The following is a 25,353-nucleotide window of genomic DNA, read 5'->3' on the forward strand; positions in this document are numbered from 1 at the left end:
TATGTCCCACACTCTCACACATTCAGGACTCAGCGTAGACACACAACTTGCTGATTTCGTTAAAAACCAATTACTCCCTGGCACGCATTTAAGTGAACAGCAGTTTTGGCAAAACTTTGCACATATAGTGCAAACACTTACCCCTACAAATAAGGCGCTGCTTGAAAAGCGAGAACTGCTTCAAAAGCAAATAGATGACTATCATCTTGCTAACAAAACCTGGGATAGCGCTAAATACTATGCATTTTTGCAAGATATTGGTTATTTAGTAAAAGAGCCTGCCAACTTTGAGATTGAAACTCAAAATGTAGAACCTGAAGTAGCGCTTACAGCAGGGCCTCAGTTGGTTGTGCCTGTAAGTAATGCACGCTTTGCACTTAATGCTGCTAACGCACGTTGGGGTTCGTTATACGACGCTTTATACGGTACTGATGTGTTAAGCGAAGACGATGGCGCCGAAAAAGGCACTACCTACAACCCAGTACGTGGTTTTAAAGTAATGGCCTACGCTCGTCAGTTTTTAGACAAAGCATTGCCGTTGACTAATGGCTCGCACATAGAAAGCACTAATTATTCAGTAGTAAATGGCGCACTTTTAATTACGTTGCGTGATAGCTCTCAAACCACATTAGCTAATCCATCTCAGCTTATTGGCTACCAAGGTGAAGCGCAAAATCCTACTGTAGTATTATTAAAAAACAATGATTTACACATAGAGCTGCATATCGATCACCATCACATTATTGGTCAAGCAGATAAAGCTGGCTTAAAAGATGTGGTATTAGAAGCGGCACTCACAACCATTATGGATTGTGAAGATTCAGTAGCTGCAGTAGATGCAGAGGATAAAGTACAGGTTTATAAAAATTGGCTTGGTTTGATGCAAGGTAACCTTGTTGAATTATTTAAAAAAGGCAATAAAACCGTAGAGCGTACCCTACAAAGTGATAAAACATACACCGCACTCGATGGCGGCACAGTTACTTTAAAAGGCCGCAGCATGATGTTTGTTAGAAACGTTGGCCATTTAATGACGAATCCAGCGATTACCGATGTGTACAATCAACCAGTATTTGAAGGCATCATGGACGCGATGTTTACTGCAACGGCTGCCTTGCACGACCTAAACAAAAAAACTGGTATAAAAAATACCAGCGCGCAAAGTATTAATATCGTAAAACCAAAAATGCACGGCCCCGAAGAGGTTGCGTTTACTAACACTTTATTTAGCTTAGTAGAGGAAGCGTTAAGCTTACCTAAAAACACCCTTAAAATGGGTATTATGGATGAAGAACGCCGTACTTCTGTAAACCTAAAAGCCTGTATTCATGCCGCTAAAGAGCGTGTGGTATTTATTAACACCGGATTTTTAGATAGAACCGGCGATGAAATTCATACCTCTATGCAAGCGGGTGTTGTACTTCCAAAAGCACAGATTAAACAGCAACCATGGATAAGCGCATATGAGGATCGCAATGTCGATATTGGCCTTGCTTGTGGCTTAAGTCATAAAGCACAAATAGGTAAAGGCATGTGGCCAATGCCAGATAAAATGGCATTAATGATGGAGCAAAAATTAGCGCATCCTAAATCAGGTGCTAATACAGCATGGGTGCCCTCCCCTACAGCCGCTACCCTGCATGCAATGCATTATCACGATATAAACGTATTTACCGAGCAGCAAAGTATAGCTAAACGTACTATTGCTAGCCTTAATGACCTGCTTACACCGCCATTAATGGCAGACCCTAAAACGCTTTCAAAAGAAGATATTCAAAGTGAGCTTGAAAACAATGCACAAGGTATCTTAGGTTACGTTGTACGTTGGATTGATCAGGGCGTAGGCTGCTCTAAAGTACCCGACATTAACCACATTGGATTAATGGAAGACAGAGCAACACTGCGTATTTCAAGCCAGCATATGGCTAATTGGTTGCTAAATGGCGTGTGCTCAAAGGCGCAAATAGAATCAACAATGGCTAAAATGGCCAAAGTGGTTGATGGTCAAAACGAGCACGACACTGCGTATACACCCATGGCAACAAATGAAGAAACATTGGTTAACAGCATTGCCTATCAAGCTGCACTTGCACTGGTTTTAGAGGGCGTAACCCAACCGAGTGGTTACACTGAACCATTACTACATAGCTACCGTATAAAATACAAGGCACAACATTGTTAATACACTCCAAATGTTTAACTCGTGCTTGAGTTTTTTCGAGTAAAACCAGCCTTAGGGCTGGTTTTTTATCGGCTAGAATTAAAAAAGTAGCGCTTGTATGGCGTTTTAAAGATATATATCCGAATAAGCATAATATGCATGAATACCTAACATTTATTCAAACGTAAAAAAGCGCGTTTTGCTTACACAAAACACGCTTTTTTAGTGTTTTTAGGACTTTACTCTAATTTTTTACAATAGCATTGTGATAAATATTTTGTACATCGTCACAATCTTCAAGCATATTTATAAACTTATCAAAGTTAGCAATCACTTCTTCATCTTCAATTTCAATATTAACTTGAGGAATAAACGTAATTTCGTCTACTTCAAAGTTAATGCCTTCAAATGCATCTTCAAGGGCTGTTTTAGCTTTAAAGTATTCTGTTGGCGGTGCAAATACCGATATTTTACCGTCCTCGGCTTCAACATCGCTTACATCTACATCAGCCATCATTAGTGCTTCTAGCACAACTTCGTCGTCATCGCCTGCAAAGCCAAGTACCGCATAATGATCAAACATATGTGCTACACAGCCAGGAGTACCAATTTTTGAGTCTGTTTTAGTAAACGGTAAGCGTACATCTTTAATAGTACGGTTTGGATTGTCAGTTAAACAGTCAACAATAACCATGCAGTTACCAGGGCCATAGCCTTCATAACGGGCAACAGAGTAATCTTCCCCTGCGCCACCGGCTGCTTTTTCAATTGCTTTTTCGATAACGTGCGCGGGTACTTGATCTTTTTTAGCTTTTTCGATTAGGCGGCGCAGTGTTTGATTTACTTCGGGATCGGGATCACCGCTTTTTGCTGCAACGTAAATCTCTTTACCATATTTTGAGTTTACTTTTGTTTTTGCATTGGCTGTTTTGATCATAGAACTTTGACGAACTACAAATGCTCTGCCCATTTTGTGCCCCTAATGAATACGTTACGTTTTGCGGTATTTTACCAATTCAAAACGTATTGGGCTAGAAACAAACGTTATTTTGTAATTTAAATAACGTAGCACTTATTCTTAAATAAATTCAATAGCGCGCTATTTAACATAACTCTATTTTTTTAGAGTAACTCTCAACCAATGTCACTAATTCAACAAAGTCATGTAAAACGTAATCAGCTTGGTCTGCGTAAGCTGGCGTTGACTCTGGAGCATATAAACATGCTCGCATGTTTGCATTATGCGCAGCTTGAATATCGTAAAGGTAATCGCCTACATAAAGTAAATTTCTGGCGTTAATGTCCCAAAGTGTAGCAATAGCATTTAAAGCGCTCGGGTCGGGTTTTGCAGGTGCATCGCTTCGCGTTAAAACCGTGCTGATAGGAAGTGGGTTATTTTGTAATTTAATTGCAGCCGCTTTATCAAAATTGCGAGTAACAATCGCCATGGGGATATTTTTGGCTTTTAAAGCATGAATAGCTTCACTCACGCCGGGTAAAATAGTGGCATGTTGAGCGTCTATTAATTCGTGTTGGTGAACTATATTCATTGCCTCTTCACGCATATACGGTGAGGGCAACTGAGCAATATAATCAAGTAAATCTTGCTCGCAAGGGCAACCTATTTGGGCCTTAATTAATGCAAAGTCTAATTCTGATGAAACCAATGTCCCATCTAAATCAAAAATTACTCCAAAAATAGCCTCAACCTGAGTAGTCATATCATTCCCTGAATTTAGTTATTACTAAATGAAATTTAAACATAAAATTCTCTACTGCTTATGCCCTCGGCCGGTAAATACAAAGGGATAAATGAAACTAACTATATTTAAATATTAATACGCACCATTATCAATCTATTGATAACACAGTAATTTAAGTGCTTGATATATCATGCGCAAAAAAAGGTAAATATACAAATTGAACTACCAATTTTTACGTAAATTTACAAATAACAGATCAAATATGAACGCAGTTTAAACGTATGAAGAAAACGCGCACATAAACTGATGTGCGCGTCGGTTGGGGAAGTTTTAACTATTAATTTTGCTCAAAGCGGGCTTCGAGCCAAGTATCATCTTGTGCAAAGTTTAGGGTTTTAATCTTACCTTTGCCCTCAACATTTACCATATTTACCTGAGATGGCCATAAATCACGAAGTGCGCCATTACTCATTTTAATTCCTTCAATTTCTGCAGGAATAGGTGCTTCTTGGTAAACCCAAAAAAACTTACCATCAACTTGTGCCCCCACAAAGTTAAGTGGTAAAGGTTCACCACTTAACGTTTGTAGAGCAACATGCGATTCAACATATTTAGCAAAACGCTGTTGGTCGGCTTTATTATTAATAATATCGATTTTGCCTTTAAATAATGTTCCTACGGCATGTTCGGTATCGTGTAAATAAAAGCGATGCATTAACTCAACATTATGCGTTCGTTTATTAAAAAGCACAGTTGTAACTGACGACTTTAGTTGATGCGCCATACTTGGCGCAGCAACTAAAAAGCAAACAATAATAAGCAAAAAGCGCATTATTGCTGCTCCTCACCGTCATCCTTTTCGTCTTTTTTCTCATCAGTTTTAAGTTCAGTTTTAATATCTTGCATGATATCGCGACTCACCTTAGCTTTACTCTTTTCCTTTTTAAACACTTCAATACGTGAAGGAATAATACGACGAGGGTAGTTATTATTCTCTACATTTACGTCAGCTGTTTCCCAGCCTGGATCGACAGTAACTGACACAAGTGGCTTGTTTTTATCGGTAACAATTAGCTTTTGAACATTTTTATAATTACGACGCCAAATTTCAGCAGGAATATAACGCTCTTCTTTAGTGCCATCTTCATACGTTAGCTCTAATAAAATAGGCATTACCAAACCACCTAGGTTTGAAAACTCCATAACGTAGTAGTTTTTATCTTCACTTACTGCACGGTCAAGCGTTTTACGCTCCCACGGCTCTAAGCCTTTTAAAAACTTGTTGTACTTGTTACGTTCTTTATTGGTTACAGTAAAACGGTCGTTTTCGTCATAAAAGTCGGTAACATCAGTATTTTGCTCAACCCATGTTTTTTTACCTTCAGCACGGTTACGCTCAACAAATAATGACGTAGGCTTGTCTGCTTCAATGTCACGTAAACGGTTGTAGTCAATATCAGGGTTTTTAGTGTCTAAACGTAGTTGATATACTTTATCTAACGAGATATCTACATGATCTGTGGTGTAAAACCAACCGCGCCAAAACCAATCTAAATCAACACCAGAAGCTTCTTCCATTGTACGGAAAAAATCTGCTGGGGTAGGGCGCTTGTATTTCCAGCGCTGAGCATATTCTTTAAATGCAAAGTCGAATAAGTCACGACCTAAAATTACTTCACGTAAAATATTAAGTGCGGCTGCAGGTTTAGTATACGCATTAGGCCCCAAACGTAATACGCTGTCTGACTGAGTCATAACAGGTACTTGGTTTTCAGACTTCATGTAGCTCACTATATCGCGAGGCTCAACACCCCAAGGAATAGTAGGATCCCATTCACGACCAGCAACGCCATCTAAAAAGCTATTTAAGCCTTCATCCATCCACGTCCATTGGCGCTCATCTGAGTTAACAATCATTGGGAAGTAAATATGACCTACTTCATGGATAACTACGCCAAGTAAAAAGCGCTTTTCAGCTTGAGAATAAGTACGAGTACCATCATCTTGTAACTTAGTACGCGGGCCGTTAAAGGTAATCATTGGGTATTCCATACCGCCAACAGGGCCATTTACCGATTGCGCAGTTGGGTATGGGTAGTCAAAAGAATACTTAGAGTACACTTCCATTGTGTGTACTACAGCTTCAGTTGAGTACTTTTCCCATAAATCGCCACCTTCTTTAGGGAAGAATGACATTGCCATAACTAAAGGTTGAACATCACCACCTTGCTGATAACCTTTTGCATCCCACATAAACTTACGAGACGACGCCCACGCAAAGTCACGTACGTTTTGGGCTTTAAAGTGCCACGTTTTAGTTTTGTCAGTGCCTTCTTTTTCGTTTTCTAGCGCTTCTTCTGCGTTAACAATAAACACAGGACGCTTAGATGTTTCGGCTTGCTTTAAACGTTTGCGCTGAGTACTTGTAAGTACTTTGCTCGCATTATCAAGCTTACCAGTAGCCGATACAATGTGATCCGCAGGAACAGTAATCTCTACATCGTAATCACCAAACTCAAGCGTAAATTCACCAGAACCTAAAAATGGTTTGTTTGTCCATGCTTCGTAATCGGTATAAGCCGCTAAACGAGGAAACCACTGAGCAATTAAGAATATGTCGTTGCCATCTTCTTCAAAGTGCTCATAACCAGAACGTGCACCCACTGCATCTTCTTCAACAATGTTGAAGGCAAAGTTCATGCTAAATTCGACTTCTTTACCTGGTTTTAATGGCTCGTTTAAATCAATGCGCATTAAAGTATCGACTACAGTTACACGCAGCTCTTTACCATCGTCATCTTTTACGCCACTAATTGTATAACCCAGTTCGTTGTCGCTCATAAATTGCTGACGACGTAATTCGCCTAAACTTAATTTAGCGGGCTTTTGAGCTGGTAAGCTGTTTAATGTACTTTTAAAAGTTTTCGTTGTTTCGGCAATTGAGTCACTTTTAAAAATATTTTGGTCTAGCTGCAACCATAAATACTTAAGCGTATGTGGAGAGTTATTTTTGTATTCGATGTTTTGGCTACCGGTAATACGGTGCTTTTTTTCATCAAGCTTTACATCAATATCGTAATTAACACGTTGCTGCCAGTATTTTTCACCTGGTTCGCCAGCCGCACTACGATATACATTGGGTGTAGGAAGTGCTTCGTCTAATTGACGAAATTTATCAACGTAAGAACCTTTTGTTTGTTCAACTGAAGACGCCATAGCTGCACTCGATATTGCAAAAGGCAATACAAAAGCACTTAGCGTAAGACCTATTTTTTTCATTGTTAGTCCTAATATAATTTTGTGAGCGTACTTTGACAAATATACCAACAAGCTTCAATAAATTAGCGACCAAATACCGTATTTTTAGGGTGATGTTCACTTCGTTTTTTAGATAAAAAAATACAAATGTTTTGTAACAAAACACGAATGGATAAAAACTGTAAAGGGGGTTTACAAACAGTAATTCGATTTAAAGTATCAAAAAAGGAACAAGCCCTTGAATTTAGGGTTTTCATGCCTAATTCATAGTAATAGTTTAAATTAAAAGTAATTCGCAATTTGTAGGGGCACGATATGAAATTTTACATTGTAAAAAAAGGTCATCAGCTCGAAGCAATTCCTGCTAAAAAAGCATTACTTGAGCGCTATCAAGCAAATCATTACTCCTATGTAAATGTGGTATCGGGTTGTAATAAGCAAGATGCGCTTAAGCGCCTATCTACTGAGCAAAAACACAGTAAAAAGAGGCTATTAATTGGCGCAAATATTGCTGTGTTTTCAGTAATATTAACTATTTGTACGATAAATTAAAAATAGTGCATTTTTAGGTTGATCTTTAGTGCTGTTTATATTTAAAATCGCCAACCTTTTTATTTGAGGCAAATAAATTCGTCACATTTATCCTCAAATTAATATCGATTACTAGCAATAAATGCGGTGGGCTTATGGATTTTTATATCCTAAAAAAACAACAAGAACTAATTGCGATTCCAGCAAGTGAGAATAACTGTAAGCAGTATCTCGATTCGGGTTATTTTTATATCGATAAAGTAGCAGCGTGCAACGAAACTAATGCACTAAAGGCGCTACACGCAAAACAAACTAAAACGTTAAAAATCCCATTATTAATGGCACTTTTAGCATTACCGGTTGTTTTTTCAGCGTGGTACAGTTTAACCTAACGTAATGCGGGTCTTAGGCTTGCATCTTTAACTGCCTTGGGTATATTGGCGCTCTTACGGTTTTATTAAGAGCGCGACATGAAAGTCCTCCACACCTCAGATTGGCACCTTGGCCAACAATTTTACGAACACGATCGCCGTGTTGAACACCAAGCCTTTTTTACCTGGTTATTAGCCACTCTTGTTGAACAACAAATAGATTTACTTTTAGTTGCTGGCGACATTTATCATACAGCGACGCCAAGCGCTAGCGCTGAAAATCAGCTTTATCAATTTATTAAAGATGCCAAAAAAGCATGCCCACTATTACATGTAGTGATTATTGCGGGTAACCACGACTCTGCAAATCGTATTTTGGCAGCTCAGCCATTACTTGCACAGTTTGATACTCACGTAGTAGGACGCTTTGATGTCGCAACACCCGATGAAACTGTTATTATCATAAATACTAATGGTAAACGCGCTGTAATCGTCGCTATGCCATTTTTACGCGCAAGCGATGTAAGTTCACTTAGCCAAACTGAAAACGGCTCTAGCTATGCACAAGGCGTTGCAAAAGCTTACGAACTTGCACTAGAGCAAGCTGTTAATATAAATGAGCAAAACTCACCATTAATAGTTATGGGGCATTTACACGCTAAAGGCGGAGATATATCAAGTGACTCTGAGCGTAACTTAGTAATAGGCGGTGAAGAGTCTATTTCAGCTAATGTATTTGGTAAACAAGCTAACTATGTTGCCCTTGGGCATTTACACAAAGCGCAACAAGTTGCTAAAAGCGATGTTATTCGATACAGCGGCACACCTATCCCAATGTCGTTTTCAGAGCGTAATTACACGCATCAAGTAAATATTATTGAATTTATTACTGATAAAAAACAACATATTAGTACAACTGTAAACCCCCTTTACATTCCGCGATCTGCCGATGTAATTGTTTTACCAAAAGGGGAGTGCGTACCATTAAGTGAACTGTGCGAGCAAATTAAAGCACTCGACACATCACAAAATACAGTAGCGCCTTATTTACGTGTAAAGCTTAAATCGAGCGATACCGACACCACCTTCAGAGAGCAAATAGAACAAGCACTTGAAGGCAAGCATATTAAATTTTGTGGTATTGAACGCGTACGCGAGCAATTAGCTAACAATGACGAAAACACCGTATTTGAAGATTTAAGCGAGGTTGAAATGCTCAACCCACTTAATTTATTAGAGCAAGCGTTCGCAAACGATAAAGACATGGCAGGGCAAAGCGTACCCGATGAGCTAAAAGCACTTTTAAGTGACGTGATAAACGAGCTAACGGAGCAAGAACAACTATGAAAATAACCGCAGTTCGTATTCATAACTTAGCCTCAATTGTTGACGCTGAAATAGACTTTACTAAAGCCCCATTAAAAGACGCGGGTTTATTTGCCATTACAGGCGATACCGGCGCAGGTAAAAGTACCTTTTTAGATGCGATATGCTTAGCGCTTTATACAAAAACAGCACGGCTACGTGGCGATAAAGGTAATTTAATTGAGTTTAACGGCGACAGCATTAAGCTAAATGATGCGCGAAACTTACTACGCAGAGGCACCTGGGAAGGCTACGCTGAGGTTGACTTTTTAGGGCAAGATAAACAGCTTTATCGTGCGCGCTATACAATTTCACGCACCCATAAAAAAGTAACAGGCAAGCTTAAAGTTGCAGAGCACACTTTAGTAACCCTGCCAGACGAAACCCTAATAGCAGACAAAAGCCACACAATAAAAGAAGTTGAGAGCAAAATAGGGCTTAACTTTGAGCAATTCTCCCGTGCGGTATTATTAGCGCAACACGAGTTTGCTGCATTTTTAAAAGCCACTGGCGATGAGCGAGCGCAACTTTTAGAGTGCTTAACAGGCACCGATAAGTTTAGCCGTATTGGCGTGCGTATTTTTGAACGCCATAAAGAGCAAGTAGCAAAGCTTGAAGCGCTTAAAGCAGGCCTTGAAAGTTATACTCTATTAACACCAGAAGAACTTGAGCTACAACAAACCAAGTTAGCCGATTTAAAAGCGCAAACCGAACACGCTAAAAAAGAGCTGACCAAAACTGAAAAAGCACTTAGCTGGTATCAGCAAGCAGCAGTGCTTGAGCAAAACTTACTCCAAGCGCAGCAAACCCAGCAACACGCAAGCTCAGCGCTTGAAAGTATCGCTGAGCAAAGCGAGCAAGCAAAACAAGCTAAACAAGCGCTTGAAATAAAAGATAACCGCAGTCGCTTTACTCAATTAACAGATCAAAACACGGTGCAAAATGAGCAAATTACAGCGCTTAAAAGTGTTGACCATTTAGCGGTAATTAACGAGTGTAATACCGCGCTTACCAAACATACCGAGCTGCTTAATAACGCAAATGAGCAAAAACAAAATGCAGCGCCCGTTATCGCTAAAGCGCGCGAGCTCGACAGCAGCATTGCTTTGCAAAGCCAAAGTATAAAAGGTACTGAGTCACAAATAGCTAAAGAGCAAACGCAGCTTGATGAGCTCAATCAGCAGTTTAAGCAAAGCAGTAACGAGTTAGAGCTTGCTAATACCGACTCTACAAAAAGCCAGCAATGGCTTAATGAGCATGAGCAGCTGCATGTTTTAGCAAAAGATTGGAGCTATTATAAGCAAAGCTTTACTACTTACTTAAGTGCACAGCAGCAATTAGCCGCAAACCTTACGCAAAGCCAAACTCTTAATAGCGAGCTTGCAAATCAGAGCGATCTTTTAAATGCGCAAAATAATAAAGTGCAGCAGTGCGAGGCGTTACTTAATAACGAGAAATCAACTTTACAGGTATTAGATAATCAGCTGACTGAATTTAATGCAGAGCACTGCGACGCGCAGCTAAAGAGTATTGATTACTTAAAAGAGCAACGCGAGCGTTATGGGCAATTTAATACAGAACTAAAACAAAGCACGCAACGCCAACAAGTACTTAATCAGCAGTTAAATGAAAGCCAACAAGCTCATGCTTTACTTAATCAAAATTTAATAACCAGTGAGCAAGCGCTTAAAGGTAGCGAATACGCACTTAATCAAGCGCGCTTAAGAGCCAGCGAAAACGTAGAGCATTTACGTACTGAACTTCGCCCTAATGAGCCTTGCATGGTATGCGGCGCCACTGAGCACCCGTACGCGGTAAACCAAAATCAGCAATTAAATAACTTAATTACTGATTTTGAAAATGCTTTTACTACTGCTAAAAAGCAATTTGAGCATGCACAAAGTGAGCTGCATAAGCATCAAACTCAACATGCTGTATTAACTGCTGAACATGGACAACTTGAGCAAGTAATACAAACAGCAAAAGCTAAACAGCTTGATATTAAAAATACCATGCAAGGCGCACGTACCGAGCTTAACGACTTAACGGCCGACCAGCTTGAAGTTACTTATAAGCAGTTAACAGAGCAAAAAGCGCAATACTTTGAGCAACAAAAACGCCAGCGTACACTGCAAACCAAAGTAAATGAGCTACAAGCAGCACTCAAAGCAGAGCAGCAAGTACAGCAGCAACTGAGTAATAAACACCTTGAGCTTACACATCAGCAAAACCAAATAACGAGTAAGCATAGCGAACTAAGTGCGCAAGTTAACGAGCTGGGTACAACGCTTAATAGCCAATTTGAAAACAGTGATGTTTGGCAACAACTACAAGCCAATACGCTTGAGCTTACCCAGCTGCACGAGCAGGTTACGCAGTACCAGCAAACTCAAACGCAACTTGAGCAGAGCCAAAAACGTCAAGACACAGCTAATGAGCAAATAAAACAACTTACCCCGCTTATAAGTAAAAGTGAGCTGTCGTTAAAAACACTTAATGAAGAGCTCATAAAAGCTAAAGCGCTATTAAGCACTGTGCAAAGTGAGCGCTTAGCATTATTTAATAACGAGCAAATAAGCGCAGACGACTACCAAGCAAAACTTGTCAGTGAGCAAGAGCAAAAGCAATCGCTGGTTCAAGCTAGCCAAAAAGCACATGACGATGCTATTAAGCAGCGAGACGAGCACGCTATAACGCTTAAAAACGCAGAGCAACGCTTACTTGAAAACAGCCAAGAGCTAGCAACGCTTGAGGCACGTTATAACGAGTGGTTTAGCGACTTTAAAGTGCAATTTAGTAATGCAACGCACGAACAGGTCAAAATTTTACTAACGCTTAGTAGCGATGTTATTAAAACGCATTTAAATCAACACGAGCAGTTAACTCAAGCGCTAACCGATGCAAACGCCGCATTAAAACAGCAGCAGCTTACGCTTGAAAAACACAACAGTAGCGATAAACCAACGCAAAGTGCAGAGGCTTTAAATACCCAATTAAGTAGCTTAAACGAGCAACAAACGCAGCTGCAAAGTTCATTACTAGCGACTAATACTGCCATTGAGCAGCATAACCAAAATACAAAGGCGCTTGAAGGCAAACAAGCTGAGTTAACTACGCTTAAAACGCAGGTTGAACAGTGGCACTTGCTTAATAAAGTACTAGGTGATGCAACAGGTAAAACCATGCGTAATTTGGCACAAACGCAAACGTTAAAAATATTACTGCACTATGCCAACAGCCATTTAAAAACACTCAACAAACGCTACGAATTAACGGCAATAGCACAAACGCTCGACATTGCGATTATTGACCGCGACATGGCCGACGAGCAACGCTCTGTTAATACGCTCTCGGGTGGGGAGTCATTTTTAGTATCACTTGCGCTGGCACTTGGCTTAGCATCGCTCTCGTCAAACAAAGTACAAATCAATTCTTTGTTTATTGACGAAGGGTTTGGTACGTTAGATAGTGAAACCCTCAGCATTGCAATGGACGCTCTTGATTCATTACAAGCACAAGGTAGAAAAGTAGGCGTTATATCGCACGTAACACAAATGAGCGAGCGCGTAGCCACTCAAGTGCATGTAGCCAAAAAGCCAGGTGGATATTCCACAGTTGAAGTTATATAGCTATTAGGGAGTTTAAAAATGCCAACATTTACAGGCGAACAAGCAACACAATACGATAGCCGCATTACTCGTTTAGTCCCAGGTTATGAGTTATTACACCAACTAACTAACGCACAGCTACAAGCAACGCTAAGCGACAATGCACATGTTCTAGTAGTAGGGGCAGGCACAGGTAAAGAAGTGCTCGCACTGGCTGCATTAAACCCAACATGGCAATTTACCGCGCAAGATACATCAGCCGACATGCTTGCTATCGCACAGCAGCAATTTGATGAGCAGGGCATAACTAGTCGCGTAACGATTCACAATGGTCCTGTTGATAAATTATCGGTTAAAGCTGATGCCATTTTATGTTTATTAGTGATGCATTTTGTACAAGACAATGGCGATAAAAAGCAGCTATTAAAAGCAATGAAGGGCAATCTTAAAAAAGATGCACTCCTTTATATTGCTGATTTAATGCGCCCCGAAACGACGTTTGAGCGCGAAGCCCAACTTACCACATGTGCGCAATTAGGTTTAACCGAAACCGGTAAAACACAAATGGGACACGACCTAGAAAATGAGTTTTACCCACTCGATAGAATGCGCTTTAGCGAACTGCTAAATGAGTGCAAATTTGGTATTCCAAAGCTGTATTTTAAAGCGCTAGGTTTTAGTGGGTATGTAGTTTAATTTATCTATCTATTTAGATGAATGTGGCTTACACCACTGAACTGTGTGCTTATGGCGCGGTATCGTTTTACATTCTTTATCAGAATTAGCTCCTGGCTCGCTAACATATTGCGAGCTTGGCGCTACATTGGCACAACCTGCAGCCAATAATATAGCAAATACGGGTATTAATTTTTTCATTTCATCACCTATTAAAATATGTTTTAAAGCGCTTTGCAGTTACTGTAAATACAAAGCGCTTATTAGTTTGCTAGCATCTCTCACCAATATGGCGGGTAGTTATGCATCTACAAAAATAACTTCGCCTGTAATAAAGCCATCAACCGAACGCTCAAACGCTTTACCTACAAGCTTGCCTGGTACTGGTTGAAAACCTGGCATCATCTCGCCGTATACGTCCCATGCTTCTTCAAGTACGGTAGGGTTAACCACATTAATGCGAGTGCCGCGTGGCATTTCAAGCGATACGCATTTTGCAAACGTATCTATTGCGCCGCTAGTTGTTGCATCGGCAATCGCAAACGGAATAGGTTTAACGTTTAAAATACCGCTAATTAGCGTAAATGAGCCGCCATCGGCAATGTACTTTTGACCAATGCGTACAAGGTTAATTTGCCCCATCATTTTGCTCATAATAGTGCTCATCCACTGGGCTTCGCTCATATCTGCAAACGTTTCGTACTCACATAAACCTACGGTATTAACTACGGCATCAAAATGGCCTACTTTTTCATACAGCTCAGTAATTGATTGCTCGCTGGTAATATCAACAATATGATCCACATCGCCCGAACGACCCGCTGTAATTACTTTATGCTTAGATAAACCGGTTAATGCCGCTTGACCCATTTTTCCTAGTGCGCCTATTAATATTACTGTTTTCATTGTTTGCTCCAATCATCTGTTCACTTTAGTGTGTAGGAGCATAGTAAGGGGGTATCTCAACAATTAGAAACAACCCTTTTATGTAAGAGATACAAGATAATTTGGTTATGTGGTAAGTTAAATATTATTACTAAATAACACTGGCAGCAGCATGAGCAAGTTAGACCGATTAGATATAAAACAATTACGTATTTTCCAAGCGCTCATTCGCGAAAAAAATGCCTCAAAAGCAGCGAGTAAATTGGGCTTAACCCAACAAGCAGTGAGTGAGCAACTAAAAAAGCTACGTGATGTATTTGACGATCATTTGTTTTTAAGAAAAACCAATGGCTTTGTGCCCACGCCCTACGCTGAAGAGCTATCGGTAGATATAGACAAACTATTAAACGACTTTCAGGCATTATTAGCACCTAAAATATTTGACCCAAAAACAGTTAATGATGAGTTTGTAATAGCCGCTACCGACTACGCACAGCAAGTCGTTTTACCAGCATTAGTTAAAGTACTCCGGGCACAAGCGCCAAATTTAAAGCTTATAATAAGAGACTTCGAGATAGACAGCCTGCACGATTTAATGGAAAGCGGCAAAGTAAACCTTGCTATTGCATTTCCTGACTATATCCCAAGTACTTATCCCATTATTAAATTGTTTGAAGAGCAACATATTTGCGTTACCTCGCCGAATTCATCAATAGCAGGAACTAAGCCAAGCCTTGCTGAAATCGCCAGTTATCCAAGTATTATTGCCTCGCCTTCGCGTCCAAATTTTAAAGGGTCTATTGACGATTGGTTTAAAAGCTTTGATTTAACCCGTAACGTAGTGGTGTCGGCACCGTGTTTTTCTATTGTGCCGATGTACCTAGAAACAACCGACTCTATTGCATTTTTACCCTCACGCGCAGTAAGCTCAGAGCTAGTAAAAATAGAGCTGCTACAGTTACCTGCGCCGTTTGACGTAATAGCCGCATGGCATCCGCGCTACAATAAAAACCCGCTTCATAAATGGGTAGTATCGAAGCTGATTGTTGAGTGAAAAAGTGTGTGTTTAATTTCACTACACACGCTTACAACTTCTGACAGATACAAACAAAGTTCTCACATATTTTTTATGCTCTGATACTTATTATTTCCCTATTAAAATGATTAAAAGGGAAATCAGCATGAAAAAGTATCTTATAGTGGTATTACTCCTCTCGGGTTGCGCATCACAAGGTGTTGACCGTAACAATCAAAATCAAATAATTAAACGCTATTACGCCTCGGTAGAATCTATGCAACGTGTAACACTTTCATCAGAAGTGGGTACAGGCATAGCAGCAGGCGCCGGATTTGGCTTTGTAGATAATTTAGATGGTAACACCGAAGAAATGGTAGGCGGAGCAATAATCGGTGGGTTAGTTGGAGGACTATTTACCGCATTATTTGAAGGCGGTAACGATGCGTATCAATATAATTTATACGCTGCAAACGAAGGCGAGTTTACTGTAATTCAAAAACAAAAACTCAATAAAAACGCTCAATGTGTAGTTGTAGTTGCAGGCGATAAAGTAAAACTTGAGCCAGTAGCCTATCAGAATTGTACTAATAGCAAGAGGGTACATTTTGCAGCCAATTAACATACCGAGTTTTCCCCACAGTAAAATTACACTGGACGATAAACTCTTTATGTTTTTCATTATTGGTTGCTAAATTATTTAGCAACGTTTTACCCTATTCAGGGTAAAATAAACTTAATATTCGAAGTGAAATATTAAATATTGCTTAATTATTTACCAGTCTTATGTATAATAAATATGGAACGTAATGAAATTATTGGAAATATAGTTATTAAACCGTAAAACATAGCAGCTCTTGTGTCTTCGCTTGAAAACTCCCAGTTAAAAAAAATTGCGATGAATATCAGTGAGTAAATAAGTGAATTAAGTAGAATCATTTTAATTTTTTGCTTATTTACAAACATCAAAAATATCCTCCGACCGGTTAACAAGAGCTTCTTTAAAAGCGTTTAACTTATTAACCCCTATATTACTAGTTATAAGGGTTTTCATTAAGTAATCTCCGCTATTGCTATCTATTTCGATAAAAAAAACATCTAAATTAGTACTTTCAGGAAATTCTGCTTTAATTATTTTTCGGCTACTTTCAAAAGTGCTATGTTCGTACATAATTTCAGTCTTATAAAACAACATTGTCTCTAATGTATCTTTCTGGTAAGCATCGAGTAAGCTCTCATAAATACTATAGGGCTCATCGCTATAGTTTATATCCGATTTTTCTAATCGCTCTTTACTCAATACCCATACACTTAAATTAGAGTCAAAACCACCTATGTTAACTATTTTTGAATAGATTGGCTTATTAAAACTTTCGAATTTGCACTCTGCCGAAGCAAAAGGAGAGACGATAATTAATGTAAATAAAAGAAGCATAAGTGCAATAATGTTTTTTTTCATATTAAAGTTTCGATAAATATTTTTTCTTTGAAAAAGATAGAAAGTTTAAATAAGCAAATATAAACAGTAACGAGCCAAAAAATACGTAGCCTTCATATTCACTAGTCGTAGCTTTCTCCCATAATAATATCATTAAAGCCGTAGATATGAACGTGATGGCTACATGCTTAATTAAGACTTTCATTGCACTGGTTTGAGTGAGATTGTTCTAATAGAACTGCGACGTTTTATCTCGTCATTGACTTTGGCAAGTTCGCTTTTGTTAAACAACACAGTCCCCCATATAACGAGAGTTACAACTCCTCCCCGAGTTATTTTTCGCTGCTTCCAAACTTGTTTTAATAGATCTTTGCCACTAAGTACTGATGCACCTACACCGACATATGATGCAAAAGTATCTATTTGACTATGAAAGTATTTATCGGCGATTAACTCTTCCTCAGTAAATGACCATATACCTAAATCTTTATTAATAAAAGTTGGTTCTATTGCAACAGAAATCAATTTACCGGTTAGTGCTCGATTAGGTAAAGCACGAATTTTAGTCATTACTTCCATTCTTTGATGTCTATCGAGGTGCCTGTAGAGCATTGCACCGCAAATTGCTTCCACCTCATCTTCGCCACCATCTTTAACAAAAGAGTAGGGGATATCAACTATATTCGCTAATATTCTTAGTTGCTCATTTAAATTACTTGGTAAATTATATGGAAGATTATTTATAGAGAAAGACATTTTTTATTCCTTTAAAAAATTATTTCCAAATAAGGTACTTGATTAAATAAAATAAATCAACCACACACAATTAGACAAAATTGATAATGTAATTTCGTTATCATATCAATTACCCTTAACCAATCTCACCAAGTGCTTTCATAGCGGCTTGTGCTTTATCTGTTTGTACAAAAATATGGTCGTGATAAAACGCTGCTACTACATTGGCACTAATATTATGCTCGGTTAATTTAGCCGATACCGCAGCGGTTAAACCGACTGCCTCAAGGCTCGAATGCACGTTAAGAGTAATTAAATTATATTTACTCTCAAAGGTAATACCTGCTTTGTCGGCGGTTTCAGCTTTTAATATAAGAGTTAGCCCTTCTTCTTCTACATAAGTAGCAAGTGGCTCTAAATGAATATAATCAGCGAGCTTTCCTGCCAAGCAACAAAAAATATACTCGCCTTGCTTAAGCTCTGGCTGCATTGATTTTAATAATTGGTTTAACTCTAAAATTCCGGCCATGGTCGTTTCTTACAATGTGTTATTTAACCTGAACTCTGGTTAAGATATTTACTCACACATTGAATTATTTTGATATTTAAATTTATTTTCTCTAGCCAGAGATTTTCAGTGAAAGCAAGGCGAATTTACGCGTCAATAGCTGGCCTATTGCAAGTAAATTCAACGCAGTTAGCGCTGAAAATAGCTGCTTGAGATAGATTTATTATCCAGAGTTCAGGTTATTTAGTCATTTTTAGCTGCGCTACTAGCTCGCTTAAGCGCGCTATTTTTATATTACTTAGCTGCCTGTAATCAAAATACGGGCATACTATAATATTGTTGGCTGTATCTATTGCAAATTCGTCGTCGAGCCACTCAAATTGCGCATTAAGCTTACCTTGTTGGAGTAAGCTTTTAGCGTGCGTACGCCCAGCAATTATGTGTAACTGGTTTTTATTATTTGAAGCTTTATCCGTTCCAGTAAGAGTAAAGTTAGGCGCGCTAAATAGCAGGGCGGTTTTACTACTTTTTTGCAGTAAAAACTCATCGCGATATTGCTGCCAAGTAGGCGCTTGTTTTGCAAATGAATAATGCTCACTTGGTAGAGCAAACAATACTTTGGCGTATACGTTAAATACTTTTCGCCAACCATTACCACAGTGCTGGTTTATGGTATTTATTTGTTCATTTACTACAGGTTCAATACTATTAAGTGTTTCAAAAAACGGCATTGGTGGCGCTTTTGCTATGTACACTGCTACGCTAAATTGCGTATCGCCTAAGCCAACTAATTGTGTGTTCAAGTTAGTTAGCCTTGTTTTGCGCTAAAATACGATCGAGATTATTAGCAAAATTTTGACGGTCGGTTTGGCTAAGCGGAGGCGGCCCGCCACTCATTTCTACGCCACTTGAGCGCATGGTATCCATAAAGTCGCGTACGTTAAGTATTGAGCGAATATTCTCCGTGGTGTAAAGCTCGCCACGCGGGTTGAGCGCCTGCCCACCGTTATCAATTACTTCACTTGCTAGCGGTATATCGCCAGTAATAACTAAATCGCCTTTTTCAATACGTTTCACTATTTCGTCATCGGCTACATCAAAGCCTGACGATACTTGAACACGGCTTATGTATTTTGACGGCGGAATACGCATTGCGTGATTAGCCACTAAAATAGTGTCGATTTTCATACGCTCTGCAGCTCTAAAAAGTATTTCTTTTATAACGACAGGACACGCGTCTGCATCTACCCAAATTTTCATGCTATGGTCATTTTTATTGCTTTAGAATTAAGACGATCCTATAGCAAATATTATTCTTGTGAAATAGTATAAATTACATAATTGAAAAGGAGCTTACATGAAGGCTATAAAATACGGTTTACTTATTACTGGGCTATTTTTTCTTAGTGCTTGTACCAGCCCTCCTGAGGGAATAACACCCGTTAAAAACTTTGATATACAAAAGTATAAAGGCAAATGGTTTGAAATAGCGCGGCTCAATCACTCATTTGAAGAAGGTATGGAGCAAGTTACCGCTACGTATTCTATTAACGACGATGGCTCAGTAAAGGTCCTTAACAAAGGCTATTTAACTGAAGAGCAAAAGTGGGATGAAGCTGAGGGCTTAGCTAAGTTTGTTGAAAACACAGATACAGGGCATTTTAAAGTCTCGTTTTTTGGTCCATTTTATGGCGCTTACGTGATTTTTGAGCTTGACCAAGGCGATTACCAATATGCTTTTATAACCAGTTACAACAAAGATTACTTGTGGTTCTTGTCGCGTACACCAACGGTTAGCAAAGAGCTTAAAGAGCACTTTTTAACTAAAGCGAAAGAGTTGGGCTTTGCTACCGATCAGATTATTTGGGTAAATCAAGAGAGTATGTAAAGGGGGTTTACAGTTAGCTGTACGCGCTTTTAAAGTGGTAATAAAAACGTCATCTAACTGTAAAGTAACTTAAATATATAAACGCTATATTGCTAGCACTTACAGTGAGACAGTAAGTATTAGGAACACTGAATATCCCCTATTGTTGGCAAGCTATATAGCTTGCCATTTTTTTTGCCTAATCTATGGGAAAATAACGGATCACGTTTTTACTAACTAAGGCTAGTTTAACGCTAAAAATTGCCCGCTAAGTACAATTAATAAGGCGCTTAAAACACTAAACCACTTTACGTAACCTATTAAAAAATTATAAAAAACCACTATAATCAGTACACTTAGCGACATAAACCCACAAAAAAGTAATGCGCCATAACCACTTTGAGTTGCTACGCAAAGTACTAAGCTTAGTAAAATACTGATCCAAGCAATAAATAGAAGGCTTTTACTTTGTAATTCTGTAGGGCGTTTTTTAAATACATCTTTAAAATGATTAAACTTAGCCAGTGCAAAACCATTAAAACCAAACAAACACAGGCTAAAACCAAGTAAATCAATCATGATTTTTGCCTTTTAAGATTATCAGATTGGTTAGGGCTAATTATTTTTGAGGTGTTTTTAGCAGTACGTAATTTTTCGGTTTGTATAAAAAACAATATACTAAACAATAAAAACAGTGCATCAAAAGTAAATAAAGCCCACTGTTTGTGCATCAAATAGCTAACTATATTACCGTTGGTTGTAAGGGCATTAATAACCGGTACGCTTAAGCATGCAACAGTATTTATAGCAGCCATAACTCGCCATTGCAGTGTATCGCGCTTTAAAAGGGCAATAACAGCCACTGCTAACCATGTTAAAAAGAACGCGAGTATTTCTTTATCGGCGCGCTCTGCGGTAGTTGGGTTAAGTAGTCTGTTAGCAATAAAAAATGCACACGTTGCCAGAGGTAATCCCATAATCGTGGCTAGGTTTAACCCTTCAACTAGTTTTAAACCAAACGAAGGTTTAGCGTTATTTTTAGTTCGCTCGCGAATTCGTTTAGCCCACATTATGCAACCAGAGCCAATCATTACACAGCCTGCAATACCACCTAATACGTATAACCAGCGCAATAACCACGTAGCTAATCTGCCTGTATGCATTGAATTTAGTGACTCGTAAAGCGCTTTGCTATTAGTTAGTTCGTCATCAGTTTTAGCGACCATTTGCCCTGTAGCACCACTAAATATTAAGCGTGGTGCTTGGTCTCGTAGTGTTTTACCTGCGCTTACTAATACGGTAATTGTTGAAGCTGCCATATTGGGTTGGTTAACTTGTACACGGGTAATATCTGCATGAGGCCACTTAGTATAAACCTGATCTAAAATACTTTGAATCGGCACCATTGATGATTCGCCTTTGGCTTTATCGGTCATGGTGTTACGAGGGGTTACATCGTTAAAAAAGCCACGCATACCGTTATCGTAAGCTGTTTGCGCAGGGTAGGGGAACAACATAAATATGAGCGTAATCATGCCCGTGTAAGTAATCATTAAATGAAAAGGAAGGGCAAGCACAGAGCTTAAATTGTGGGCATCTAACCACGTGCGGCTACCTTTGTTACGCCTAAAGCTAAACATATCTTTAAAAATACGTTTATGAATAACCACGCCCGATATAATGGCAATCAGCATAAAAAAGCTAGCAAAGCATATAACCCAACGCGCTGTTATTGCATCCATATAATGTAGGTCAAAATGCAATCGGTAAAAAAAGTTACCGCCTTTAGTATCTACAAAGGGCTCAAGCTCTTGCATAGTATTAGGGTTTAGCTGGGTGTTTTTAAATTGACTGCGGCGCTGGCCAGGTTCTTTTGGTTTTGCATAGCCATAAACTAGGTAAGGAATACGCGGCTCGGGCAACGTAATACGCCAGCTTGGTGAGTTAGCCCCATGGTTTGCTAGGTAATCAAATCCGGTAATTATTTGTTGTTTTTGTGCTTCTATACGCTGTGTTTGGGCTTGCACATTATGTATGGCAGGTTGATTCCATAACGTTATTTCGTCTCTAAAAAAGCTAAGTGTTCCGGCAAAAAATATTAAATATAATAACCAACAAACAAGTAATCCAACCCAAGTGTGTAACCAAGTCATTGATCTGAAAAAGCTGTCTTTCATACCCAATCCTTTAGCAACGCAAGCAACCCGGCGAAAATACCTGTACTTAGTAAAATACTGATCCACACTGTTTTAAATGATTTAACGCTAAAGGCATAAATAAATACGACGGCATAAATTAAAATACTGATTGAAACACTAAACAGTACTGCGTCTTGCTTAGCTATTGGCATTAAAAAGCACAATAAAGCAGTACTTGCAGACGTAAAGGCATAGCCACCAATGATGGCAATAAAAAACCGTAAAAATATCAAAACTCGATAACTGCTTACGCTTTTTACTATAAGCGCAATCACGTTAATTTTATCGAATGACGCACTGTGCAAAGGTGCCTGCATAGTTAATTAATCCTTTATTTAAAGCTGAGGACAAAACAGAGGCGCTATTATATATGTTACAAATACAAAAGATAGCTATTCTCATTTGTAATATTAATATTCAAGTAAATTATTTCACCTTACTTAGGGTCTGTTGATCTTTCAAGGTTAAATTTGCAGCAGTCTGTTTGGTATTTAGGCAAGGCAGAGCCTATACAGTGTGGTTATTCCCCATAAATAGGCGATAACGTAGCATTAATGCCAAACAGGCGCTGCCCAAAGGGTTCTTCCTAGGGGCTATTTACTCTTTGTTGCTCGGTTTTGACTTAGCCCACTAGGTTACAAATCTCGCGCCGCGATTAAATAACCCCTAGTTTGAACAAATTTTAATCCGCAAAGATCAACAGACCCTAGTAAAATACTGATCTGTTATTATTTAATGATATTGCACAGACTGTATGTAAAGCTTAAGGTTAATAAACTGAGTAAAAATAAAGAGTAAAAATAAAGAGTGATCACGAAAAACTAAATTACGTTGAGCTTCCTGCATGTGACTTACCTGCTACTAAAGCTTTTTTTAGTCATGTATTTAATTGGCAGTTTACTGACTACGGCCCAGAATACACGGCGTTTAGCGGCCAAGGGCTCGATGGTGGATTTTTTAACGCACCGCTTAAATCGCTTACTCAAAACGGGGCTGCGCTCTTAGTTTTTTATAGTAACGACATTCACGTTACCTACAAAAAAATAGAACTGCATGGCGGCACAATATTAAAGCCTATTTTTGAATTTCCGGGTGGTTGTCGGTTTCATTTTGCAGAGCCAAGCGGGAACGAGTTTGCTGTATGGGCAGACAAGCATTAGGTTTTATGAGGGGTGTAGCTCGATTTAGTTTAAAGATCACGATTTTACTAACTAACGCTCGTTTTAATTAAAATAAACCGATTTTTTACCAACTCATTTATCCTAAATGGCCATTTAGGATGAATATTAAGCATTTAAGGCCAAATAAACATGAATAGTCACCAATTAATGGATCAAGTTAGTAAATGCGTGATCTGTGAACCTCATTTACCTTTGGGTGCTCGCCCAGTAATACAATTTAGCCCAAACGCACGTATTTTAATTGCGGGCCAAGCACCTGGTATAAAAGTTCACGAAACCGGAGTGCCATTTAACGATGCAAGCGGCAACCGGCTACGAGAATGGCTTGGGCTAACACGTGATGAGTTTTATAACGCCAATAATATAGCCATTTTGCCAATGGGCTTTTGCTATCCGGGTAGGGGTAAGTCGGGTGATTTACCACCTAGAAAAGAATGTGCACCGGCATGGCGTGAGCAATTATTAGCTGCACTACCAAATATTGAGCTGACAATAGTGCTTGGTAAATACGCGCAGGCGTATCACTTACCAGACACTAAAAAAATGCCACTTACTGAGTTGGTAAAATCGTGGCGTGAGTATTGGCCAAATTATTTAGTGCTTCCACACCCCAGTCCGCGTAATAATATTTGGCTTAAAAAGAATCCATGGTTTGAACAAGACGTACTACCAGAACTTGATAAGCGAATAGCGACTATTTTAAATAAATAAAACTCTGACCTAGAATAAAAATTAGGGTGGGTGTTACATTATTTTGCCTATAAAGACTCTCAAGCTCAAACGTTATGGTAGGCGCAGAGCTTGCTCGCGCGAGAAGCGAAGTTTCTAATTGCTAAAGCGCATTTCAGGGTGGCACAAGAGTGTGAGTAATACGGGGTGAAAACATTAGAATTAGGATGGCATCCTTTCTAATTATTTTGAAAAAGTAAGAGAGAGTGTCAACGTTATTTTTATTTTGGAGAGTGAATTGGCAAAAGTTACAGCAGAGCAAATTTCGGCGGCTTATCAAGTGAGTAAAAATATTTTTTCCAAAAAGATAAAAAGAGCTGAAGGTATTGAATTATTATCTAACACCTATCATTTAAATAAAGCGAGTGCTGGTGATTTTATAAATTGTTTTAAATGTTTGATGGAAGGAAGGGTTTTTCAAAGGGCAATGAGTAGTAGTGCGATGGATTTTTTTATGAGCAGTATAACTACAGATTTTTCCATAGAGCGCCAAGAAAATGCATTAAATGCGCTGTATAAACATATTGAATATTGGGAGTCGCATTATAAAACCAATGCTTTATCAATGAGAAAAATTGCAAATTACTATTTAAAAGGCATAGAACAAAATTTAACAACCGATTCTATTTATCAGCAACTTGAGCAAAGTGTTGCGGAATCTCTTAAGTTAACAAGTTATGAGAGATTGAACAAAATAAGAGCTAGTAATCCTATTCCAAAAAAAATATTGGTAAGCTCAACTGTCTATCAACGTAATCAGCATGTTGTAGCTGAGCGGTTAAATACTGCAAATGGTACTTGTGAAAGATGTAATAAAAAAGCGCCGTTCTTACGCGCCAAAGACAATACTCCCTACCTTGAAGTGCACCATAAAAAACAATTAGGTCATGGAGGATTAGATGTTTTAGAAAATACTATTGCACTTTGCCCTAATTGCCATCGAGAATTGCATTTCGGGATATAAAGTAGCTAATAAAATGCTCTGAGGCAGGTCATGGGTTAGGAGGAGGGTTAGGAGGACATCCACTCCAAATACTTAAAAATTAAGATGGGTCTCATACTACTTTCTAAATGGCCTTAATGATTTACGAGCTACGCCCACCACATAAACAAGTTATAAGCTTG

At 38.8% G+C, this 25,353-nt stretch carries 26 protein-coding genes; 12 read left to right on the top strand and 14 right to left on the bottom strand.

What is annotated here, in order from left to right:
• Position 1: 1 nt before the first annotated feature.
• Entirely contained in the window at positions 2-2,182 is a 2,181-nt protein-coding gene (locus PX700_RS05595) for a malate synthase G (RefSeq protein ID WP_479520117.1), read from the top strand.
• A 223-nt stretch (positions 2,183-2,405) separates the two neighbouring features.
• Here the strand turns inward: PX700_RS05595 and PX700_RS05600 are convergent, their stop codons facing one another.
• The 4 genes from PX700_RS05600 to PX700_RS05615 form a co-directional block, all read right to left on the bottom strand.
• Positions 2,406-3,131, bottom strand: coding sequence for a YebC/PmpR family DNA-binding transcriptional regulator (locus PX700_RS05600; RefSeq protein WP_002959197.1), 726 nt, complete (start codon positions 3,129-3,131; stop codon positions 2,406-2,408).
• 133 nt (positions 3,132-3,264) lie between these two features.
• Positions 3,265-3,882 (bottom strand): HAD family hydrolase, encoded by a 618-nt coding sequence (locus PX700_RS05605; RefSeq protein WP_479520118.1) that lies wholly within the window; start codon positions 3,880-3,882, stop codon positions 3,265-3,267.
• A gap of 319 nt (positions 3,883-4,201) precedes the next feature.
• Complete coding sequence (locus tag PX700_RS05610; RefSeq protein ID WP_479520119.1) at positions 4,202-4,696, bottom strand: DUF6702 family protein; 495 nt, start codon at positions 4,694-4,696, stop codon at positions 4,202-4,204.
• Positions 4,696-7,143, bottom strand: a complete 2,448-nt coding sequence (locus tag PX700_RS05615) for a M1 family metallopeptidase (RefSeq protein ID WP_415636894.1) — start codon at positions 7,141-7,143, stop codon at positions 4,696-4,698. The genes PX700_RS05610 and PX700_RS05615 overlap by 1 nt, the downstream gene beginning before the upstream one ends.
• A gap of 294 nt (positions 7,144-7,437) precedes the next feature.
• Here PX700_RS05615 and PX700_RS05620 point away from each other — a divergent pair, with 294 nt between their 5' ends.
• The 5 genes from PX700_RS05620 (at position 7,438) to PX700_RS05640 (ending at position 13,693) form a co-directional block, all read left to right on the top strand.
• Positions 7,438-7,674, top strand: a complete 237-nt coding sequence (locus tag PX700_RS05620; protein WP_479520120.1) for a hypothetical protein — start codon at positions 7,438-7,440, stop codon at positions 7,672-7,674.
• Positions 7,675-7,808: 134 nt separating this feature from the next.
• Positions 7,809-8,045 (top strand): hypothetical protein, encoded by a 237-nt coding sequence (locus PX700_RS05625; RefSeq protein WP_002959190.1) that lies wholly within the window; start codon positions 7,809-7,811, stop codon positions 8,043-8,045.
• 78 nt (positions 8,046-8,123) lie between these two features.
• The gene (locus PX700_RS05630) at positions 8,124-9,371 is read left to right on the top strand and encodes an exonuclease SbcCD subunit D C-terminal domain-containing protein (RefSeq protein WP_479520121.1); all 1,248 of its coding nucleotides are present in this window, start codon (positions 8,124-8,126) and stop codon (positions 9,369-9,371) included.
• Entirely contained in the window at positions 9,368-13,018 is a 3,651-nt protein-coding gene (locus PX700_RS05635) for an SbcC/MukB-like Walker B domain-containing protein (RefSeq protein ID WP_479520122.1), read from the top strand. Before PX700_RS05630 ends, PX700_RS05635 begins: the two co-directional genes overlap by 4 nt.
• Before the next feature lie 18 nt (positions 13,019-13,036).
• Positions 13,037-13,693 (top strand): class I SAM-dependent methyltransferase, encoded by a 657-nt coding sequence (locus tag PX700_RS05640; protein ID WP_479520123.1) that lies wholly within the window; start codon positions 13,037-13,039, stop codon positions 13,691-13,693.
• Between the two features lie 9 nt (positions 13,694-13,702).
• On the opposite strand, the gene PX700_RS05645 is transcribed toward PX700_RS05640, so the two are convergent.
• Both PX700_RS05645 and PX700_RS05650 read right to left on the bottom strand, forming a co-directional pair.
• On the bottom strand, positions 13,703-13,873 hold the full coding sequence (locus PX700_RS05645; RefSeq protein WP_479520124.1) for a hypothetical protein: 171 nt from the start codon (positions 13,871-13,873) through the stop codon (positions 13,703-13,705).
• A 99-nt stretch (positions 13,874-13,972) separates the two neighbouring features.
• A complete protein-coding gene (locus tag PX700_RS05650) occupies positions 13,973-14,578 on the bottom strand; it encodes a short chain dehydrogenase (protein WP_479520125.1) in 606 nt (201 codons plus the stop codon).
• A gap of 151 nt (positions 14,579-14,729) precedes the next feature.
• Between PX700_RS05650 and PX700_RS05655 the strand changes: the two genes are divergently transcribed.
• Together PX700_RS05655 and PX700_RS05660 are read left to right on the top strand one after the other, a co-directional pair.
• On the top strand, positions 14,730-15,611 hold the full coding sequence (locus PX700_RS05655) for a LysR family transcriptional regulator (RefSeq protein WP_479520126.1): 882 nt from the start codon (positions 14,730-14,732) through the stop codon (positions 15,609-15,611).
• Positions 15,612-15,738: 127 nt separating this feature from the next.
• Positions 15,739-16,194 (top strand): hypothetical protein, encoded by a 456-nt coding sequence (locus tag PX700_RS05660; protein WP_479520127.1) that lies wholly within the window; start codon positions 15,739-15,741, stop codon positions 16,192-16,194.
• A 330-nt stretch (positions 16,195-16,524) separates the two neighbouring features.
• On the opposite strand, the gene PX700_RS05665 is transcribed toward PX700_RS05660, so the two are convergent.
• From PX700_RS05665 to PX700_RS05685, 5 genes are all read right to left on the bottom strand, one after another.
• Complete coding sequence (locus tag PX700_RS05665; protein WP_479520128.1) at positions 16,525-17,031, bottom strand: hypothetical protein; 507 nt, start codon at positions 17,029-17,031, stop codon at positions 16,525-16,527.
• A gap of 180 nt (positions 17,032-17,211) precedes the next feature.
• Positions 17,212-17,766 carry a hypothetical protein gene (locus PX700_RS05670; RefSeq protein WP_479520129.1) on the bottom strand — a complete coding sequence of 185 codons (555 nt, stop codon included), beginning with the start codon at positions 17,764-17,766 and terminating at the stop codon, positions 17,212-17,214.
• A gap of 115 nt (positions 17,767-17,881) precedes the next feature.
• A complete protein-coding gene (locus tag PX700_RS05675) occupies positions 17,882-18,274 on the bottom strand; it encodes an ACT domain-containing protein (protein ID WP_479520130.1) in 393 nt (130 codons plus the stop codon).
• A gap of 218 nt (positions 18,275-18,492) precedes the next feature.
• Positions 18,493-19,056 (bottom strand): DUF6942 family protein, encoded by a 564-nt coding sequence (locus PX700_RS05680; RefSeq protein WP_479520131.1) that lies wholly within the window; start codon positions 19,054-19,056, stop codon positions 18,493-18,495.
• 1 nt (position 19,057) lies between these two features.
• On the bottom strand, positions 19,058-19,513 hold the full coding sequence (locus tag PX700_RS05685) for a YaiI/YqxD family protein (protein WP_165727905.1): 456 nt from the start codon (positions 19,511-19,513) through the stop codon (positions 19,058-19,060).
• Between the two features lie 97 nt (positions 19,514-19,610).
• On the opposite strand from PX700_RS05685, the gene PX700_RS05690 reads away from it, so the two are divergent.
• Positions 19,611-20,141, top strand: a complete 531-nt coding sequence (locus tag PX700_RS05690) for a lipocalin family protein (protein ID WP_479520132.1) — start codon at positions 19,611-19,613, stop codon at positions 20,139-20,141.
• A 222-nt stretch (positions 20,142-20,363) separates the two neighbouring features.
• Here the strand turns inward: PX700_RS05690 and PX700_RS05695 are convergent, their stop codons facing one another.
• From PX700_RS05695 to PX700_RS05705, 3 genes are read right to left on the bottom strand one after another with little or no spacing between them, the layout of a single operon-like run.
• Positions 20,364-20,699, bottom strand: a complete 336-nt coding sequence (locus tag PX700_RS05695) for a DUF3325 domain-containing protein (RefSeq protein WP_479520133.1) — start codon at positions 20,697-20,699, stop codon at positions 20,364-20,366.
• Entirely contained in the window at positions 20,696-22,297 is a 1,602-nt protein-coding gene (locus PX700_RS05700) for a PepSY-associated TM helix domain-containing protein (RefSeq protein WP_479520134.1), read from the bottom strand. Before PX700_RS05700 ends, PX700_RS05695 begins: the two co-directional genes overlap by 4 nt.
• Positions 22,294-22,635 (bottom strand): hypothetical protein, encoded by a 342-nt coding sequence (locus PX700_RS05705; RefSeq protein ID WP_479520135.1) that lies wholly within the window; start codon positions 22,633-22,635, stop codon positions 22,294-22,296. The genes PX700_RS05700 and PX700_RS05705 overlap by 4 nt, the downstream gene beginning before the upstream one ends.
• Positions 22,636-23,118: 483 nt before the next feature.
• On the opposite strand from PX700_RS05705, the gene PX700_RS05710 reads away from it, so the two are divergent.
• From PX700_RS05710 to PX700_RS05720, 3 genes are all read left to right on the top strand, one after another.
• Positions 23,119-23,478, top strand: coding sequence for a VOC family protein (locus tag PX700_RS05710; RefSeq protein ID WP_479520250.1), 360 nt, complete (start codon positions 23,119-23,121; stop codon positions 23,476-23,478).
• A gap of 150 nt (positions 23,479-23,628) precedes the next feature.
• Positions 23,629-24,210, top strand: a complete 582-nt coding sequence (locus PX700_RS05715) for a uracil-DNA glycosylase family protein (RefSeq protein WP_479520136.1) — start codon at positions 23,629-23,631, stop codon at positions 24,208-24,210.
• A gap of 256 nt (positions 24,211-24,466) precedes the next feature.
• Entirely contained in the window at positions 24,467-25,192 is a 726-nt protein-coding gene (locus tag PX700_RS05720; RefSeq protein WP_415636877.1) for an HNH endonuclease, read from the top strand.
• Positions 25,193-25,353 lie beyond the last annotated feature (161 nt).

It is taken from the genome of Pseudoalteromonas sp. TP27 (genome assembly GCF_056470645.1).